Here is an 18,517-nt window from a genome sequence, read left to right as displayed (position 1 = left end):
GCCAACTACCAAATTGCATGTGACATCAGCTGTTTGAGCAGTAGCGAGACGTAAATTCCAGCAGGTGGATTCTGAGGTCCGCACTGGGGCATTTGAAGGTCTCGTGGCCAAGCAATTTTGCAGATGTAGGTCGGCATATTCGGCGCCATCGTGCCTCGCGGTGGACAGGGCGGACCGGCCTAGTCGCTGAACCTGCGGAGGCAATGGATTGGTGCCATTCGATTGCACGACGACATCCTTCGAACGCTCACATACCGTTCTTCATAAGATGCTCGGGACGGACACGTGGCGACTTTTCTATCCGACCCATCATGGTCGGAAGAGGTCTGAACACGTCTGCCCAGGCACCAACCATTGAAGCGGCGTTGAACTATGGAGGATCGGATGAAAGCGGTTATTCAATGCGGTGGGATGGGAACACGACTTCGTCCCTTTACGTCGGTGTTGCCGAAGCCGCTGATGCCAATTGGTGCCCGGCCGGTGCTCGAGCTGCTTCTCAAGTGGCTGCGACGCAATGGCATTGAAGAGGTCTACATCACGACCGGGTATCTCGGCCATCTCATCCGCAGCGTGTGCGGTGATGGTTCGCAATGGAACCTGAAAATACGGTACACTCAGGAGATGGAGCCGCTGGGCACCATCGGGCCACTGTCGCTTATCCGAGATGAACTAACCGAACCCTTTATCGTGCTGAACGGCGACGTTCTCACCGATCTTAGCCTCAGCCGATTCACAGCTGCCCACCGCAAGCACAAGGATCCGGTGACCATCGCTACCGCAAACCGTCTTATCAAGATGGATTTCGGCGTCATCGACGAAGTCGACAATGCAGTGCAGATGTTCCGCGAGAAGCCGACGCTTTCTCATCTCGTTAGCATGGGCATCTACTGCATGAATCCGGATGTTCTGAGTTTTATTCCCTCCGGCATTCCATTCGGATTCGACGACCTGATGCTGCAGATGATGCAGCAAGGCACGGTCGTCCATGTCTACAAGCATGAGGGACTCTGGCTCGATATCGGCCGCGTCGACGATTTCCAGAATGCTCAAGCCATTTCCTGGGAAGAGCAATCGGCTTCGATCGAAGTCGCGGCAGCGGCTGCCTGACAAACAGCGAGAAACTCAAACACGAATGATGATTTGGGAGTGAGGTCACCATGCTCTTGGTCAGTGCCCCGATTTTGGGTGTTCCGGAGAAGGCGGCTCTATCAAAGGTCATTGATAGCAGCTGGTTGACCATGGGCGAGCAGGTTCGATTATTCGAAGAGTCGTTTGCCCGCATGCATGGCGCGGACGATTGCGTTGCGGTGAGTTCCTGTACTGCGGCGCTTCATCTCATTTTGCACGGACTTGGCATTGGTCCGGGCGATGAGGTGCTGGTTCCGTCGCTAACCTTCGTGGCGACCGCGAACTCAGTGCTCTATGTCGGTGCAACTCCCGTCTTTGTCGATATTGAGTCAGCCGACTTGCCGTTGATGTCGCTTGCGGAAGCCGAGGCTCGATGCACGCCGCGAACGAAGGCCATTATTCTCGTTCACTTCGCCGGGTATCTGGCCAATCGAGAACAATGGCAAAGGTTCGCTCGTGTTCGGGGACTGCACATCATTGAAGACGCGGCGCATGCTCCTGGTTTGAGAGAAGTAGGGACCTTCGGCGTTGCCGCGGCCTTCAGCTTCTACGGCAACAAGAACATGACAACCGCCGAGGGCGGCGCCGTAATCGCCCAAGACCATGAACTGCTGGAAAGGATTCGCCAAGCGCGCGGGCACGGGATGACCACCGGCACACACCAGCGGCTGAACAGCCGCACGCCGCAGTATGACGTCACCATGCTTGGGTTCAATTATCGTATGGACGAGATGCGGGCCGCAATCGGACTTGTCCAGTTAGGAAACCTGCAAGAATGGAACGAAGTAAGGCGTATCCTCGTCGTCCTTTATCGGCGACTCATTGCAATGCACTGCCCGGCAATAATCGTTCCATTCAGTGAATCGCGGCGATCGGCGCACCACATCATGCCGATACTTTTACCGCGATACGCCGACAGGCAAGCCGTTATCGACGAACTGCGCAACCAGGGAATCCAAACAACGATCCACTATCCGCCCGTGCACCGGATGACGTTGTACCGCGAGCTTTTTCCCGGGACCCAATTGCCGCGAACAGAAGACTTTGCTCAGCGGGAGCTGACGATTCCACTTCACCCGCAGATGACCTCAGCGGTGGTCGAAGCGGTTGTGGAGGCTCTGGCAACTGCGGTGAACGGCTGTACCAAAGCAGGAACGGCCGCATGAATGCGACAGATCAATCCCTCCACCGACACTACGTTGCAGTCTCGGCCCATGGGTCTGTGCGGCGTTTGATCGACATTGCCATTGCGAGCGTTGCTGCGGTCTTGTTTGCGCCACTGATGCTGCTGATCGCCATCGCCCTTCTGGCCGAGGGCGGTAGGCCGGTTTTGTTTGCACAAACCCGCCTGGGCGCCGGGGCTCAGCCTTTTCGCATGTACAAGTTCCGCAAGTTCGATGTGCGATGCGATCCCCACGGCCTCGCGCTGACCGTCGCCGACGACAAGCGCATGACAACGATAGGGCGCGTGCTCGCCGCGACAAAGTTCGATGAACTGCCGCAACTGTGGAATGTAATCATAGGCGACATGGCAATCATTGGGCCGCGGCCGGAGAGCCTGGCGTTCGCCGACTGTTTCCACGGCGGCGCCGAGGCTGTTTTGCAGTACAAGCCTGGCTTACTCGGTCCGAGCCAGGTTCTCTTCCGCAACGAAGCGAATTTCTATCCGAAGTTCACGGATCCGGTGCAGTACTATCGCGAGACCCTGTTTCCCGCCAAGGCCAGGATCGACCTTTCCTATTATCCGCAGCGAACTCTGTTGGCTGACGCCGTCTGGATGGCTCGCGGTTTTCTAGCCGTTGTCGGCCGGGTACCGCCGTCGCCGATCGCGACTAAAGCGCGTTCGGGCTGACACTCGGGTGAGTGTCACCGTCAGAGTGGACATGGCAAGAGGGACAATTGGTCATGGACTACAAAGGCAAAAAGGTACTGGTCACGGGCGCCGATGGATTTATCGGATCGCATCTCACCGAGGCGCTGGTCCGCAATGGAGCGGATGTCACAGCATTGGCCCTCTACAATTCGTTCGACAGTCACGGCTGGCTTGACGATTTGCCGGACAACATCCGAGGCCACCTGAAATCCGTGCGTGGCGACGTGCGCGACAGCGCATTCCTGAACAGGATCATGCGCGGCCAAGCTGTGGTTTTCCATCTGGCTGCTCTCATCGCGATTCCATATTCGTATGCGGCTGCCCAGTCATACGTAGAAACCAATGTCATGGGCACGATGAATGTTCTCGAGGCAGCGCGTCAGTGGGACACGGAACGCGTCGTGCACACCTCGACCAGCGAGGTTTACGGCACAGCGCTGACCATGCCTATCAAGGAATCTCATCCGCTGCAGGGCCAGTCTCCATATTCGGCATCCAAGATCGGGGCCGACATGATGGCCGAAGCCTACGCCAGGTCATTTGACGTTCCCGTCGTAACTCTGCGCCCATTCAATACCTACGGCCCACGCCAGAGCGAGAGGGCGATAGTGCCGACCATAATCAGACAGGCCCTCGACAAGAACTGTTCGGCTATCATGGTCGGGGATACGAGCCCTATCCGCGATCTAACCTTTGTTGAAGACACGGCCGCGGCATTCCTGACCGCAGGCGTGGCGGAACTCAAATTCGGCCAGGCCTACAATGCCGGAAGCCAGCGTGCCGCGACGATCGCGGAAGTCCTGGACCTGGTGGTCGAGTTGAGCGGATCGAAGAAGCCTGTCTATCGAGATGAAAGCCGCTTGCGCCCACAGAACTCCGAGGTTCGCGCGCTGCTTGCAGACTCGACGCAATTCGAAACGCAGACCGGATGGCGAGCCCGTACCAATCTGCGAGATGGGCTGGAGCGCACCATATCATGGTGGAGAGGGCGTCTTAGCGAGGGGCGGGTGCGCCGGGAAATGGGCTACATGACATGACTTGTCGTCGCCGGCATGTGTTGTCTATGATCTTCGCTGTCGCGTGCCTTGGTCCGCATGCTGCCGCAAGCCAGGCGGGCAATACGTCAACGCACTTTGTTGCGACGCCGGCGATGCAGTTGCCCGACTATCTGCGCCCTACGGTCGATCCCGCGTTTGGGGAAACATTCACCCGGATCACAAAATCCGGGCCGCTTGGAAATGGGGTCGCGTGTATAAAAGATTATTGCAGCCACCGTTATTCCAGCGCCCAAGCCTGGAATGCGGACCAGAGCCTTCTCGTTATAACCAACGGCTGCAACGGGATGTGCTTTTTCGACGGACACACATTCCTACCGCTGCTGATGCGCGATCGATCGGGCGAATGTGAATGGCATCCCCAAAATGCGGATCTGATGATCTGCGTTCGAGGCCGGCGAATATCGACCTGGGCGCCGCGGACCAATCACGAGGATGTGCTGTTCGATTCAAAGGACTATCGGGATCTGCACTTCGGACCAGGCAAAGGTAACCCGAGCCGAGACGGTAATCGCCTGGCAGTGCGTGCAATTCGATCGGACGGTGCCGAGGTCGTCTTCGCGTACGATCTCAAGCAGCATAGCAAGTTTGCCGATATCGCACTTGGGCGGCTTGCTGGGGTCAATGAGAACTGTTCGATCTCTCCTCTGGGCGAAAATATTCTTTGCATCCAGGCACTGGCGGACGGCACCGAACAGTCGTTTATTTTTTCGATCGACGGCGCTCCAGGCCAGCAGTGGACAGAGCATCATCGGCCGGGGCATGGCGACATGACGGTCGACGCCGATGGGAGCGAGATCTACGTCGGCATCAGCAAATCCTATCCGGACAGCTATCAGGTGATCAAACGCAGGCTGTCTGACGGGAAAGTAACTTCGCTTATGAAATATGGCGAGGCCTCGCATGCTTCTCTGCGTGCTTTGAACAAACCTGGCTGGGTGTTCCTGAGCTACGGCGGCGACCCGAATGTGGTTTCGGCCCGTCCGGAAATGGCACCCTATGCACGAGAGGTTATCGCGCTGCGCCTCGATGGCAGCGGAGAGGTTCGGCGCATAGCGCAAACGCGCAGCGTTGATTTCGACTACCGCAGCGAGACCCATGCCTCGCCATCGCCCGATGGCTCGCAGGTAATCTGGTCCAGCAACTGGGGTGTGCCCGGCGGACCTGTTTATGACTTCGTCACCCGCGTCGACTGGTCGGAAGAGGCGAAGTCGAACTGAATGGAGATGTCACCGATGGCATTCATGAACCGAAATCTCCTTGCAGCGATAGGTGTGCTGGCTGCGGTTGATGCTGCCTCCGCGGCGGATGACCGGCCAGCCTACCATCTCTCCCCCGGCGACATCGTCGAAATAGGAATCTCTTCGATACCGGAACGAACTCAACGTGCGGTAATCCAGATGGACGGTACGATCGCGCTTCCCCAAGTCGGGAAAATATCCATCGGCGGTCTGACGCCTGCCGAGCTGCAGGCCCGCATGGAAACGATCTTGCCTACCAAGATATTTCAGCAGCGTTTGCCCGATGGGCGAGAGCAGATGATCGTTGTCCAACCTGGCGACGTGACCGCGATCGTCGCGGAATATCGTCCGATCTACGTGACTGGCGAGGTGCTCACTCCCGGCCAGCAGGCATATCGGCCTCTCATGACGGTGAGACAGGCGATTGCGGTGTCTGGCGGTCTCAGCCTTTTGCGCTCACGTGTGAATCAGACCGGTCCTGACCCGGTTGATCTGCAGCGCGACTATGAATCGCTTTGGGGGGAATACACCCGCGACTATTACCACAGTGCTCGTATTCGCGCCGAACTGCAGGATCAGCCAAGTTTCGATACCAAGCCCCCCCAAGGGTCACCACTGTCTGCCGCCTTCAGCTCGGCCATTGCCGACGCCGAGGGAGAGGCGCTGAAGATCTCTCTCGATAACTTCCAGCAGGAGCAAAGCTACGTTGATCAGGGCGCAAAGGATGCCGCGGCGCAGATCGACGTTCTGACCAAGCGCCAGCAGGTCGAGAGCGACGGGGTCAAGGCGGATGAGGATGACCTGGCTCGGGTGACGAAATTGTTTCAAGCAGGCAATCTGACCAACGCCAGGCTGTCTGACGTCAGGCGCTCCGCGCTTCTCTCTTCCAATGGGCAGCTTCAGACATCGGTCGAGCTCATGCGGGCGCGACGCCAGCAGGAAGATTATCTCAGGCAACGCGAGCGCAATGAAAACCTGCGAAGGATCGGCTTGCTGACCGAGTTGAAGGATACCGATGTCCGCCTTGCCGACATCACCGCAAGGCTCCACGCCACCAGCCAGAAATTACAGCCCGCTGGCGCGTCCGCTCTGCCTTTGCCGGTAAGCGGAGAAGCTATTCAGACCCAGATCACCATCGTGCGCAAGATTGGTGAAGAATGGCGCAAACAACTCGTCGAAGAAGATTCAGAAGTGCTTCCGGGAGATACGATCGAGGTGAGGTTCAGCAGCGATCTAGGACGTGCAGCAAGCCAGTAGGGGACCGCGTTTGCGGTCCCGCTATTGCTTGAAGGCCCGGGAAATCTGATCGGTCAATGGCTTAAGCAAATACGACCAGACGCTACGCTCCTCGGTGCTTATGTGAACTTCGGCAGGCATGCCTGGCTTTAGGATTTTCTCACCCTTCAGGCAGGTGGCCTGGTTGTCGACGTGGATGCGAGCCGAAAAATAGGAAAGCTGGCGTTCCTGATCCTTGATCAGATCTGCAGAGATACGCTTCACCGAACCCTCGCAGACGGGTGTCGTTCCGACGTCGAAAGAGGGAAAGCGGATTGACACCCGCTGCCCAGGCTGGACATCGTCCATCCGGGTCGGCGGAATGAGCGCATCCACGACAAGGTTGTCGGTGTCGGGTACAACCACCATGAGCACCTCTCCCGGTCCAACTACGCCTCCGACGGTGTGGATAGAAGATTCTTGTACCGTCCCGGTCTGGGGAGATCGGATATCCGTCCTTGCGAGCTCGTCGTCCGCCACTATCTTGCGCTCTTCGAGCTCTGTGCGCTTTGCTTCGTTTTCGCGGAGCTCGCTTGTCACGTCGCTGCGCATCTGCTCGTCGAGTTGAAGCACCTGCAAGTCCGTTTCGCTGATGTGGGCTTGCACCTCAGCGATTGCTGCAACAAGTCGCCCCGACTCTCCGCGAGAACGAGCCTCTTCCAGGCTGACATTGCTCAGTCGCTCCTTGGACACCAATTTCTTGGAGTAAAGAGCTTGGACGTCGGCAAGGCTGCGGGTAAGGAGATCCAGGGAGTCATTCGTCGCGGCAAGCTGAGCCTTGAGACCGTCAATCTGATGTCGGAGTTGCATCGAGCGGCTCTGCAACTGCGCCTTTTGGCCAGCCAATGCCGTAGCCCGGCTTTCAAACAAGGCACGTTCTCCATTGACAAGAGCAGCCACCCGCGGGTCGCTCATTCTCACGCGCAGACTGGGTGGAACCTGCATTTCCGGCAGCCCTTGCCGCTCTGCCTCGAGCCTGGCCAGGCGGATGGTGACCCGGTCGAGATCTTCACTGACGATCTGCAGGTTTGAGCGTGTGAGCGTGTCGTCAAGCCTGACCAACACGGCGCCGGCACGCACATGATCACCATCCTGGGCGAAGATTCCACCGATGGTGCCGCCGGTCCGATGCTGGACCTTCTTTACACTGCTTTCGACCACAACGGTCGCTGGCGCGATCACAGCGCCGGCGATCTTGGTTAGTCCCAACCACGTCCCTCCGCCAACGAGCAGAAAGGCGGTGGTTGCCAAGCCCAGAGCCAGGTTGGCGCGGATGCCATCCGGATCATTGATCAGCCTGGTTCCGAGCCAACGACTTGCGTCGTCGACACGAGCATAAGAAATCGTCGCGTCAGACACGGAATAAGACCTCAAGCGTTGCCGGCATTTTTTTGCAGCGGAACGACTGCCGGCTGGGGGAAGGGGCGGACGACATTCGAGAGAACATCTTCTCGCGGGCCAAATGCGTGAACCATCCCGTTCGACATGACCAATACCTGATCGATATTGACGAGCGCAGAGGGGCGATGCGCCACGACGATCACGATACCGCCACGCTGGCGCACTGCCAGGATCGCCCCCGCTAACGCAACATCGCCGTCTGAATCCAAGTTGGAATTCGGTTCGTCGAGCACGACGAGAAACGGATCGCCGTAAAGTGCCCTGGCCAATCCGACCAGTTGCCTCTGCCCGGCCGACAGGGCCGTCCCGCCTTCGCCGATTCGTGTTTGGAATCCTTGAGGCAATCGCATGATCATCTTGTCGACACCCGCCGCTCGAGCGGCTGCCATGACGCCTTTTGGGTCGCTCTGGCCACCAAATCTCGAAATGTTGTCGGCAACCGTTCCGTCGAACAGTTCGACATCCTGCGGCAAATAGCCGATATGCGCACCGAGCAGTTCCGAACTCCACTGATCGAGAGCAGCGTCGTCCAATCGAACGGTTCCGCGAATTGGCTTCCATACTCCGACCAGCGCGCGCACCAGCGTTGTCTTGCCGGAACCGCTAGGGCCGACGACTGCCATCCCAGCGCCGCTCGCCAGGCGAAAGCTTACATTGAGAACCGTCGGCCGTTGTGCGCCTGGGGGCGCTATCGTCAATTCCTCGACGGAGAGTTGCCCCTGCGGGCTGGGAAGCTCCATGGGAGCGCTTTGGCTACCGAAAGCATCCAGCGCTGCAGTCAAGTCGGAATAGCTTCGGCGCGCGGCCAGAAATCCTCTCCAGTTTGCGATCGCGGCGTCGACCGGCGCCAAAGAGCGGCCAAGCAATATCGAAGATGCGATGATCACACCCGGGGAAGCGTCCCCCCCGATCACCAGATAAGCGCCCAGCCCGAGTACACCCGATTGCAAGGCCATCCTGAGTGTCTTCGACAATGATCCGGTTCCGCCCACGATGTCGGAGAGCCGCTCCTGGTTCTTGAGATAGGCATGGCTGACCTCTCCCCAGCGTCGGCCAAGCCTGGCGGAGAGACCCATCGCCTGAACGACTTCCGCATTGCGGCGGCCTGCATCGGCAAGGATGCGTTGCGCGACCAGTGTTTCGGAAGTTCGGGCCGCGGGGCCGCGGCCGGCAATTTCTGCGACCACGGTCAAAAGCACGACGACAACGGCGCCGACGGTTGCCAGTAGCCCAAGGGAAGGGTGCAACAGGTAGATGACCACCATATAAAACGGCATCCACGGGGCGTCGAAAAAAACGGTCGGCCCCAGGCCGGAGAGAAAGCCGCGCAGTTGGTCCAAGTCGCGAAGCGGCTGCACCCGGTTCGCCTCCTGCCCGGCGACCAGGGGCACCGACAGCGATATGGTGAAGGCCTTCTGCTGCAGATTTCTGTACAGGCGATTGCCGATTCGAACCAGCAAGCGAAGCCGCACGAAATCGAGCAGCCCGTATACGGCATAGAGGCCCAGCATGCCGACCGTAAATCCCACGAGCGTCGGAACGCTCTGCGAGGGAAGCACACGGTCATACACCTGCAGCATGTAGACGGAGCCGGTCAGGGCTAGAATGTTTATAACCGCCGAAAAGAGACCAATGCCAACCAGCCCGGACCAACAACCCGACATGGCTGAGAGCAAATGTTGCGTACGATGTTCCCTCACGACGCGCGATCTCTCACTCGAGATTGTCGCACGGCCTCGTGGACGCTGTCAGCGTAGGACAAGATCTTACCTTTCGTTGTGACCCGCCCACCCCGAACATTACATCAAGCTAACATTCGTCAAATTTTATCAAAATGCAGCAAAATCGTGACGCTCAGACGCTAAATCGTGAATCGCCACGAACAAGCTGGGGATAACCGACCCTGGAAAGCGAGCGTTTATTGACCATTTGAAGGTCGACGGGGTTTGCCCTTTGTCGGATCACGTTTTGATGTCTGTTGGATGAGGAAAGTGACCTCATCAGACATTCGACGCGCGTGGTTCATCGGGGTTCTTCATATGGGCGACGACGACACGGCCCTCGCCAGCTTCGTTCGAGATCGTGCTAATATTCTCGTAGGCCTTTGCGCGGTTGAGCAGACTCACGACTTGCCGGTCCTGGCCAAGGCCAACCTCGAACAGCAGTATGCCACCTGGCCGCAGGTATTGCGGCGCGTCTCTTATCACCCGCATGTGGATGCTCAGGCCGTAAGGGCCAGCAGCAAACGCCTCGCGCGGCTCGAGCTCGGTCAAGTGAGAGCGGTCGCCCTCGAGCCGCTTTTCCGAGATGTATGGCGGGTTGCAGACGATCATGTCGATCCTGCCGACAAGTTCCGGGCCGGAGAGAGGCTCAAACAGGTCGCCCTGCAGCACCGAAACGCGCCCTGCCAATCCATGATGGTCGACATTGCGGCGCGCGGCTTTGACGCACCCATCCGTTAGGTCGCTCGCCCAGATCCGCGCGGTGGGGGCATAGTGCGCTATGGCGCATGCCAGATTGCCGGCGCCGCAGCACATATCGATAATGCGGGGTTCCGCAGTCCTCAACTGATCCAAGGCGTCGAGGGCGGCTGTGCCCAGCAGTTCCGTCTCCGGGCGTGGCACAAGCGCGCCAGGTGCCACGAGCAACTCCAGCCCCATGAAGATGGTGCGCCCTTTGCTGTAGGCATCCTCGACGCTGATTTCTTGGCTCACGACAACCCGCTTTTCCCAATGCTGTCGTTCGGGAGACAGCTATGATCAGTTCTTTTTTCGGATGACGTATTGTGCAATCCCTTGGATGGAATCGAGGTTCTCAGGCAGAAGCTCGCTGTCTTCGACGACAATGCCAAAGGTTTCCTCAATGAATCCGATGACCTCCAGGACTCCCGTCGAGTCGACGATACCTTGGTCGAGCAGGGACGTATTGTTTTCCAGAGCCTCAGCGTCAGCAACATAGAAGTTGGACGCCAGAAACCCCCGAATTTTCTCGCTGTAAGTCTCTATCCTGTCTTCGCTGGACAACATTTTGCTTCCCCGATTAAAACAAGAAAATTGACGTCAGGTCTCGTGGAAAACGGCTCATGACAAAGCCGTCTTCTTAAGTTTTCCCGTATCTGTCATTGGCAAGCTGGATACAATGACAATTGATTTTGGGACCATGAAATTTTCCAGCCGCCTCTGACATTCCTTCTGCAGTTGTTTCTCGTCGATGGATTTCCCTTGCTCCATCACGACGAACGCCTTCACCGCCTGCCCAAGAAGTTCGTCCGGAACGCCTATCACGGCGGCCTCCCGCACCCCTGGAATGCCAACAAGCGCGTTCTCAACCTCTTTGGGCGCGACCTTCTCGCCACGGGATTTGATGATCTCATCGCCACGACCTACGAAATAAAGGTACCCTTCCGCGTCGATCCGACAGTAGTCGCCGGTGTAGAGGACCTGTTCACCGGGCAGAGGACCAGGTTTAAGCTTCCTTGCGGTCGCCTCTGGCTTGCCCCAGTAGCCCTTCATCACGGTCGCGCCGCGGATGACGAGCTGGCCGACGACGTCGGGGCCGACCCGCTTGTCGTCGTCGTCGACGATCCACATTTCCGTGTTCGGGATGGCTATCCCGACGCTCGACGGCTTTCGTTCAAGGTCCTCTGGCGGCAGGTAGGTGCAACGCTTGCACTCGGTGAGCCCGTACATTGAATAGATGCGCGCGCTCGGAAAAAGGTCCTGGAGCATGAGAATATGCTTCAACGGCAGGGCGGCCGCGGTATTCGTAACATAGCGAATGCTCGAAAAATCCTGATCCTTCAGCGATTTGAGCTCCGAGAGCGCCGCAAAAATAGTAGGCACGCCGGGGAAACCTGTGACCCGTTCTTGCTTGATCAGTCCAAGGATCTGCGCTGCAAAAGCAAACGAGCGTTCAAGCACCAGACGGGCGCCAGTGCGGAACGCCATGATCATCTGGTACAGGCCGTAATCGAATGCCAAGGGCAGGACATTGAGGATCACTTCGTCTTCGCCGAGCTCAAGATACGATGCGATCGAGGTGCAAGCCGCCATCATGTTTGTGTGCGTCAGCATCACGCCCTTGGGCTCGCCGGTAGAACCTGACGTGTAGATTATGGCGGCGAGATCAATGTCGATGCATCGGCGCGCCGGTGCCTCCCCGTTGCCGGCAATCGCAACATCCCAGCGAACCGCATGAGGCAGTTGCATCAACTCGGCGTCATCTATAGGCCCGGAGACAATCATCCGGCGCAGTGACGGGCAGTTGCGGGCCGGCTCACTGAAGACCGAGGTCAGATGGTTGTCCGTTATCAGCGCGGCTGGCAGGCAATCGTTGAGCAGGTAATGAAGCTTGTCGCTCTTGGTCAGCGGATTGACGATGCACACCACGGCGTTCGCTTTGAGCACGGCCCAGAAGCTGACGACCGTCTCGACGGTGTTGTCGGCGAAGATCATCACGCGATCGCCGCGCGTCACTCCGGCGTCAGCCAGGTGTTGCGCAACGTTGTTGGCACGAGTCTCGATCTCGGCATAGGTCACGCGCTGCCCGCCGCAGACCAGCGCCACCTTGTCACCCAGCCGGTCGGCCGAGTGCCTGAGATAGTCGTGCAACAGCGGTATGGCTCCATGCATCATGCCAACACCTCTTCCTTGATCTCATGGTCAACGTCGACGCTGAGCTCGATCTTCTGCCTGCCGATGGGGCGGCTTGCGATAAACTGCTGGTGAAGAAGCTGCGTGGAGAGCACGCCCACCAGCGCCATGTTGTCGGAATTGGAAAGATCTTGGTCCACGGTCCGGGCTCGACACTTGCCCAGCAGGCGCGCGACCGACTCCGCATCGAAGACATTTGCGTCGCGCAACGCTCTTTCCGAAAGTGCCTCGCGCACATAGGCTGGTGCATTGTCGGCAACGAAGCATTGAGCGTTCGGCGCCCTGTAGGGCTGTTTCTTGCGGGCGATGATTTCCGGCGGCAGGATCGGCTCGGCCACCCGCTTCAGCACATGCTTCTCGTCCAGAATGCGCAGCTTGTATTTGGCTGGAAGCGAGTTCGCGAGTTTTACAACGTCATCGTCGAGGAACGGGAAGCGCCCTTCGACAGAGTTGCCCATCAGCATTCGGTCTCCCTGCGAGGAGAGCAGATAGCCGGACATCAAAGTCTGGATTTCGATATACTGGTCCTGTGCCAGAGAGTCCCAGCGCGAAAATTCGTCGGGCAGGCGCGCAAGGAACGCGGCGGCCGCGTTGTACGGTTCCGTCTCGGCTTTCATGTCGGCAGAAAACAACCGCTTGAGAGCGCTCGTCGTGCGCCAACGGGTGCCATGTGCGAAGCCTGGCGCATCATGGGCATGGATATCATGTCCGAAGAACTGACGCGCCATTGCTTGCTGATGCACCGGAGAACGAGTGAGATAGGGATACAGGCGTTCCAGCAATCGCGCGCGTCTCGTCGAGGATGGTTGATGCCCCCAGAAGCGGCGCACCTTCCCTTCCCGGAACAGGTCGTAGCCGGCGAACATTTCATCCGCGCCTTCGCCCGTCAGCACGACCTTGATTCCGTGCTCGCGTACCAATCTTGAAAGCAGAAGCAGTGGCGCCGGCGCGGTCCTCAGGATCGGACGTTCGGTGTGATAGATCACCTCCGGAAAGACATCGGCGATATCGCTGCGAGAAACCGTCACCTCGTGGTGCTCGCTGCCGGTCGCGCCTGCCACCAATCGCTGGTAGCTGGTCTCGTCATATTCAGCATCGGCAAACCGCAGCGAAAACGTCTGGAAGCGGTCGCCGGCGATGCGGCTTGCCATCATGGCGACAAGCGAACTGTCGAGTCCGCCAGACAGGTAGCAGCCAACAGGCACATCGGCCTGGTCGATCCGCAGCGCCGTCGCGGACTGCAGAGCCTCGCGCACTTCGTCCACGGCATCATCGAGCGACCCCGGGAATTCATGGCGTTCGTCGAACGCCTCCGGATAGCTGGGTTTCCAGAATGCCTGCTCACGAACGGTTCCGTTCTCATAGACCCGAATGTGGCCAGGCTTGAGTTCCCGGACCCCTTTGAATACGCCTTGCGGCGGGACCACCGTCCAGAGAGTGAACGTCTGATCAATGCCGGCTGGATCGAAGGCTCGCGGCAAAGCCGCGTCGGCCGCGAAAATGGCCTTCACTTCGCTGGAAAAATAGAGGCGCCCAGCGTGCTCGCAAAAATGCAGGGGGCATATGCCGAACCGATCGCGCGATAGCACGAGGCGGCCGGCCAGCGAATCCCAGATCGCGATTGCCCATTGCCCGTTCATCCGCTCAAAAGCGGAGTCGCCCCATTCGCGATATGCATGAACTGCCACTTCGGTGTCGCTGCGGGTGCGGAAGCGATGACCGAGCGCGACCAGCTTCTCGCGAAGCTCAACGTAATTGAAAATCTCGCCGTTGAAGACAATCCAGGTCTTGCCGCTCGTGTCGGCAAGCGGCTGTTGCCCATTCGAAAGGTCGACAATTGAAAGGCGTGCGTGGGCCAGCCCCGCGCGATTGTCGCGGTAGAGGCCGTGTTCGTCCGGACCGCGATGCACGAGCGACCCCGCCATGCGCAGAAGCGCCTCGCGCGAAGGCCGCGCCGCGGTAGCGTCCAGTGCCACGATTCCGGCTATGCCGCACACGCTCAGCCCTCGTCCATCTCGACGGCGGGCAGGGGTCTCGCGTGAAGATAACGCGCTGCGCGCCGCTTGCTTTCAATGTCCTTGAAGACTTTCTGAACCTGGTCGGGAGTGAGGCCGGCGACCGCTGCGATCTCGTTGGCAGAAATGCCGTGGTTCAGGCCATAGAGACACAAATCCGTCAGGTGATATGGCAATGCGAAATAGAACTCCTCCTGGCTTTGCGCCATGGAGAACGTATCCGTGGTTGGTGGCCTGCGCCGCACCTCAGGGTCTATCCCGAGATACTCCGCAAGTTGATAGACTTGCGTCTTGTAGAGGTGGACGATCGGCAGCACGTCGGCGATTCCATCGCCCTGTTTGACGAAAAAGCCTTGGTCGTGTTCCAGCCGGTTTGGCGTGCCTGCCACCGCGTAGTTGAGACGGTCCGCGTGATAATACTCCGTCATCTTTCGCACGCGTTGCTTGTAGTTGGTGGCGGCGACGATCTGCAGATAGGTTGCGGGTGGCAGTCTGACCGTGTCGACTTTGCCATCCGGATCCTCGACCGTCAGTCTGGTAATGTTGATGCCGTTGCTTTCCAGAACCGACGCCATCACCAGCTTGCACTTCCAGCCTTGACCGTAGGCGGGAACGACGGTCCGTATCGCCTCGATCTGACGTGAATAGGCACCGATGCCCTCCAGGGCAGGCGTGATGTCTTCAACGATCGAATCGATACCAAGTTGCGACGCAACCGTTCGGCCAAGCCGCAGCGAGTCGCCGGAAGAATGGGATTCCGGCATGAATAGGCCGAGGACCTTATCTTTCCCGAACGCGCCGACGCAGAGTGCTGCGACAACGGAGCTGTCGATGCCCCCAGAGAGGCCGACAACGACGCCTCGGCGCCGGAGTGCACCAAAGACCTGTCGACGCAAGGCTTCTACGATGCGATCGACCTCGGAACGAGCGTCGAGCACCAGGGCATCCTTGCCAAACCCGGAGATCACGTCGATGACCGTTCCTCCCCCTGGCGAGATTCTTCTGGCAGATAAGTTCGGGCCACGGCCGCCTCGATGAGCGGTCGGTTGAAGGCCACGTTAGGCTCCGAGACCATGTCGATGTGGGTGCCAATGATTGGGATCACATCCAGGTCTGCGAAAGCATTGTCCCATCCGATCGCGCGAGGCATTCCAGGACGGGCGCAGCGAAATAGGGTACCGGTGATCGGCAGTCGGGGTCTTGGCGTCTGGAGCCACTGAAAAAACGCTTTGGCCCTCAAAACTTCCTGAAGCTCCAGCTTGGCCCTAAAGCTGGTCGCGTTGAATTTCTCCTGGGCATAGCGATCAAGCAAGCGGGCCAGTTGCATCTCGTAGCCCATTCGGACCACGACTTTTGCAAGGGCGCGACAAGCCATTCTGTAGGCGGTAATACGATTGGTTCGGATTCGATGAATTGTGCGGACGACCGTCTCTCGGTAAGTGCTCCGTTCACCGAGCAGGCTGGTATCGAGGATGCCCAGAAACTTCACATTTCGCCCGACAGCCAGCAGCCTTGAAGCAACTTCAAAAGCAACGACGCCGCCAAGCGAATGGCCGAGAAGTCGTACGTTACCTTCAGGCTGGGCGCGGCGTATCTGGTCGAGCGCGGCCTCGGCCATATCTGCGACCGAGTTTTTTCCCTGTAATATCATTGCCAGGGCTGGATACCTGATCGGGACAACCCGGGCGGTTCTACCCATGGAGGCCGCGAAGGCGGCAAGGCTAGGGCCATAGCCGACGGACCCGGGGAGCAGGAAGAGAATTGGCGGATGCTCTTTGCGCGAACTGGCCTGCTCGTTACCTGCTTTCGCGGCCGCGACGGCCTTCACCATTTCGTCGAAATTCATTCCGACGGTGAAAGGTTCAAGGTCGATCTCCAGGCCGAGGACGCTTTCGATCTCCATGACACAATGCAGCAGCTTCAGCGAATCGCCGCCGGCGTCATCCCAACGTCCCGCGGCAACGCGCGTGTTCAGAATCTTGGTCCAGGCACGTTGCACGATCTGCTGGATAGTCCGTTCGGGTCCTGTATTCGGAGCCTGGACAATGCGGTCCTGCCTCACGCTTGCGCCGTCCAACTCGGCAAGCCTCGCCATGTCGACCTTCCCGCCCGGCAGGCGTGGAATTTCGGCAATGGCGTGCAGTCTCAACGGGCACAGAGGCGGCGGCAGTGTCGTTCGCGCAAGATGGCGGAGATCGTCCGCGAAGTTGGAAGTCGCCGGCCCGCGAGGTACTGCGAAGGCGATGAGTTCCGTTGACGCCGTCACAATCGCTACAGCGTCCTCAACGGAAGGCGCGCCACGCAAAACCCGCTCCAGCTCCGCGGGCTCAACGCGCCGGCCATTGATTTTTATCTGACGCCCCTTGCGACCCATGATCTGTAGCAGGCCATGGTCGTCCAGTTGAACGAGATCACCCGTTTCAAAGATGCGGACGGACGGGTTCTCGGGGTCTGCAGCCACGGGCACGACGACGCCGTTCTCCCAATGGCCAAGCAAGACATACGGACTTTTTATGACAAGCTCTCCAGTTCCGCCGGGCGGCACCGGGCGTCCTTGCTCGTCGATAATCGCGAAACTAATCCCTGGAAGGAGCCATCCAACAGGAACCGAGGCAGCCTGCTCCGGCCAATCGGTCGGTACAAACCATTGTGATCCTGTCGTCTCGGTTGACGAGTAGCCGATCTGCACCAGGCAGTTGCTTGAAACGGCTTCGCGTAGCAGCTTGATGTCAGACCATGAAACCTTTTCGCCGCCGATCCGAGCCACCCTGAGACTGCGGAATGCGTCTTCTGATTTGTTCGCCATAAGCGCCCGCAGGAGGGCCGGCACCAGGTAAGTGACAGTCACTCCCTCGGCTTGCATCCGGTGTAAAACCGCGCGCAAGCCTACGGCCTCGACCTCAAGAAGATGCAATGTGGCGCCGGTAAGAAGGGCGGCGAGCACCTCTCGACACCCAGCGATAGTGGCCGGTCCCGTGAGAGGCAGAAATACGTCCTGCGCATTGATGTGACAGGCGTTTACATATTGCTGAACACGCCATAGCAGGCTGCGTTGACTGTTAACGATGCCTTTTGGCCGACCTGTACTGCCCGAAGTGTAAAGGACGATCGCGGGGGCATCCACGGATACCGGATGGAGCTGGGGAACGCGATCGCTCTTCGGTTCGCCGCGGGGCGAGACATTTATCCAGCCGACAGTTCGCGGCAGGCCCGTGGGTCGGACATCTCCATCCCCTATGATGGTCGATAACCGCGCCTCGGACACGATCGCATTGATCCTGGTATCCGGATCCCTCGTGTTCAGGGGTACCAAAGGCCGCCCTGCGGCCATGCTCGCCAGCATCGCCAAAGGAAAGAAGGCCGTATTCGCAAGAAGAATTCCGACGGCGTTTTCGGCGGGAGTGATGGCGAGGATGCGGCTAGCCAGTGCTTCGACAGCCGAGACGAGTTCCGAATAAGTGAAACGGTTGGTTGCGTCGGTAATCGCCAGCTTTTCGGGATACTGACTGGCCACATTTTTCAAATGATCGACAATGGCGACATCGGCATAATCAGCGTCCATCCGCTGATAGGGGCGCAAGACAGGGCCGCCTTGGTCGAGAGCGTATTCCGGGACGTTCGTCCATTTGTTATTTGCCGCCGATTGAGAATCCGTCCGCGGATATTCAATCGCGAGTTCCGATCCTGAGTAGGCTGGTGACATGACGGGCTCACGCTATGGATAGCGTCAGTTATCGCCGCCCGCCCAAACCATTTCATCGATCATTCTGATGATGCTGGCGACGCTAGAGGTGTACATCGAAAAATTTCGCGTCCGCCTCATGGCGGCGGGGCGTCAGACTAAAGAACAGCCGTGCGACATGGAGAGCTGATGCCG

At 58.7% G+C, this 18,517-nt stretch carries 14 protein-coding genes; 6 read left to right on the top strand and 8 right to left on the bottom strand.

Annotation, left to right across the window (positions count from 1 at the left end; all coding sequences use genetic code 11):
- Positions 1–384: 384 nt before the first annotated feature.
- Genes LB526_RS00465 through LB526_RS00440 form a run of 6 tightly spaced genes read left to right on the top strand, consistent with a single transcriptional unit; the run spans position 385 to position 6,554 of the window.
- A complete protein-coding gene (locus LB526_RS00465) occupies positions 385–1,107 on the top strand; it encodes an NDP-sugar synthase (RefSeq protein ID WP_095768666.1) in 723 nt (240 codons plus the stop codon).
- A gap of 50 nt (positions 1,108–1,157) precedes the next feature.
- On the top strand, positions 1,158–2,294 hold the full coding sequence (locus LB526_RS00460; protein WP_095768667.1) for a DegT/DnrJ/EryC1/StrS family aminotransferase: 1,137 nt from the start codon (positions 1,158–1,160) through the stop codon (positions 2,292–2,294).
- Complete coding sequence (locus tag LB526_RS00455; RefSeq protein ID WP_224625631.1) at positions 2,291–2,980, top strand: sugar transferase; 690 nt, start codon at positions 2,291–2,293, stop codon at positions 2,978–2,980. The genes LB526_RS00460 and LB526_RS00455 overlap by 4 nt, the downstream gene beginning before the upstream one ends.
- Positions 2,981–3,033: 53 nt before the next feature.
- Positions 3,034–4,038, top strand: a complete 1,005-nt coding sequence (locus LB526_RS00450) for an SDR family NAD(P)-dependent oxidoreductase (protein ID WP_224625629.1) — start codon at positions 3,034–3,036, stop codon at positions 4,036–4,038.
- Between the two features lie 26 nt (positions 4,039–4,064).
- On the top strand, positions 4,065–5,276 hold the full coding sequence (locus tag LB526_RS00445; protein WP_224522970.1) for a hypothetical protein: 1,212 nt from the start codon (positions 4,065–4,067) through the stop codon (positions 5,274–5,276).
- 15 nt (positions 5,277–5,291) lie between these two features.
- On the top strand, positions 5,292–6,554 hold the full coding sequence (locus LB526_RS00440) for a polysaccharide biosynthesis/export family protein (RefSeq protein WP_224625627.1): 1,263 nt from the start codon (positions 5,292–5,294) through the stop codon (positions 6,552–6,554).
- Positions 6,555–6,575: 21 nt separating this feature from the next.
- Here the strand turns inward: LB526_RS00440 and LB526_RS00435 are convergent, their stop codons facing one another.
- The 8 genes from LB526_RS00435 to LB526_RS00400 form a co-directional block, all read right to left on the bottom strand.
- The gene (locus tag LB526_RS00435) at positions 6,576–7,931 is read right to left on the bottom strand and encodes an HlyD family type I secretion periplasmic adaptor subunit (RefSeq protein WP_224625625.1); all 1,356 of its coding nucleotides are present in this window, start codon (positions 7,929–7,931) and stop codon (positions 6,576–6,578) included.
- Between the two features lie 11 nt (positions 7,932–7,942).
- Positions 7,943–9,637, bottom strand: a complete 1,695-nt coding sequence (locus tag LB526_RS00430; protein ID WP_224625920.1) for a type I secretion system permease/ATPase — start codon at positions 9,635–9,637, stop codon at positions 7,943–7,945.
- A gap of 336 nt (positions 9,638–9,973) precedes the next feature.
- Positions 9,974–10,687, bottom strand: a complete 714-nt coding sequence (locus LB526_RS00425; protein WP_224625623.1) for a N5-glutamine methyltransferase family protein — start codon at positions 10,685–10,687, stop codon at positions 9,974–9,976.
- A 45-nt stretch (positions 10,688–10,732) separates the two neighbouring features.
- A complete protein-coding gene (locus LB526_RS00420; protein ID WP_095768673.1) occupies positions 10,733–10,999 on the bottom strand; it encodes an acyl carrier protein in 267 nt (88 codons plus the stop codon).
- 54 nt (positions 11,000–11,053) lie between these two features.
- A complete protein-coding gene (locus tag LB526_RS00415) occupies positions 11,054–12,607 on the bottom strand; it encodes a class I adenylate-forming enzyme family protein (RefSeq protein WP_224625621.1) in 1,554 nt (517 codons plus the stop codon).
- Entirely contained in the window at positions 12,604–14,622 is a 2,019-nt protein-coding gene (gene asnB, locus LB526_RS00410) for an asparagine synthase (glutamine-hydrolyzing) (RefSeq protein ID WP_224625619.1), read from the bottom strand. Before asnB ends, LB526_RS00415 begins: the two co-directional genes overlap by 4 nt.
- Positions 14,623–14,624: 2 nt before the next feature.
- Complete coding sequence (gene nadE, locus LB526_RS00405) at positions 14,625–15,608, bottom strand: NAD(+) synthase (RefSeq protein ID WP_224625616.1); 984 nt, start codon at positions 15,606–15,608, stop codon at positions 14,625–14,627.
- Positions 15,605–18,343, bottom strand: a complete 2,739-nt coding sequence (locus tag LB526_RS00400; protein WP_224625615.1) for a non-ribosomal peptide synthetase — start codon at positions 18,341–18,343, stop codon at positions 15,605–15,607. The genes nadE and LB526_RS00400 overlap by 4 nt, the downstream gene beginning before the upstream one ends.
- Positions 18,344–18,517 lie beyond the last annotated feature (174 nt).

It is taken from the genome of Mesorhizobium sp. CA6 (genome assembly GCF_020165035.1).
Classification (GTDB): Bacteria; Pseudomonadota; Alphaproteobacteria; order Rhizobiales; family Rhizobiaceae; genus Mesorhizobium.
Note: the sequence above shows the minus strand (reverse complement) of the source record. Positions and strands in the feature narration are given on the sequence as shown.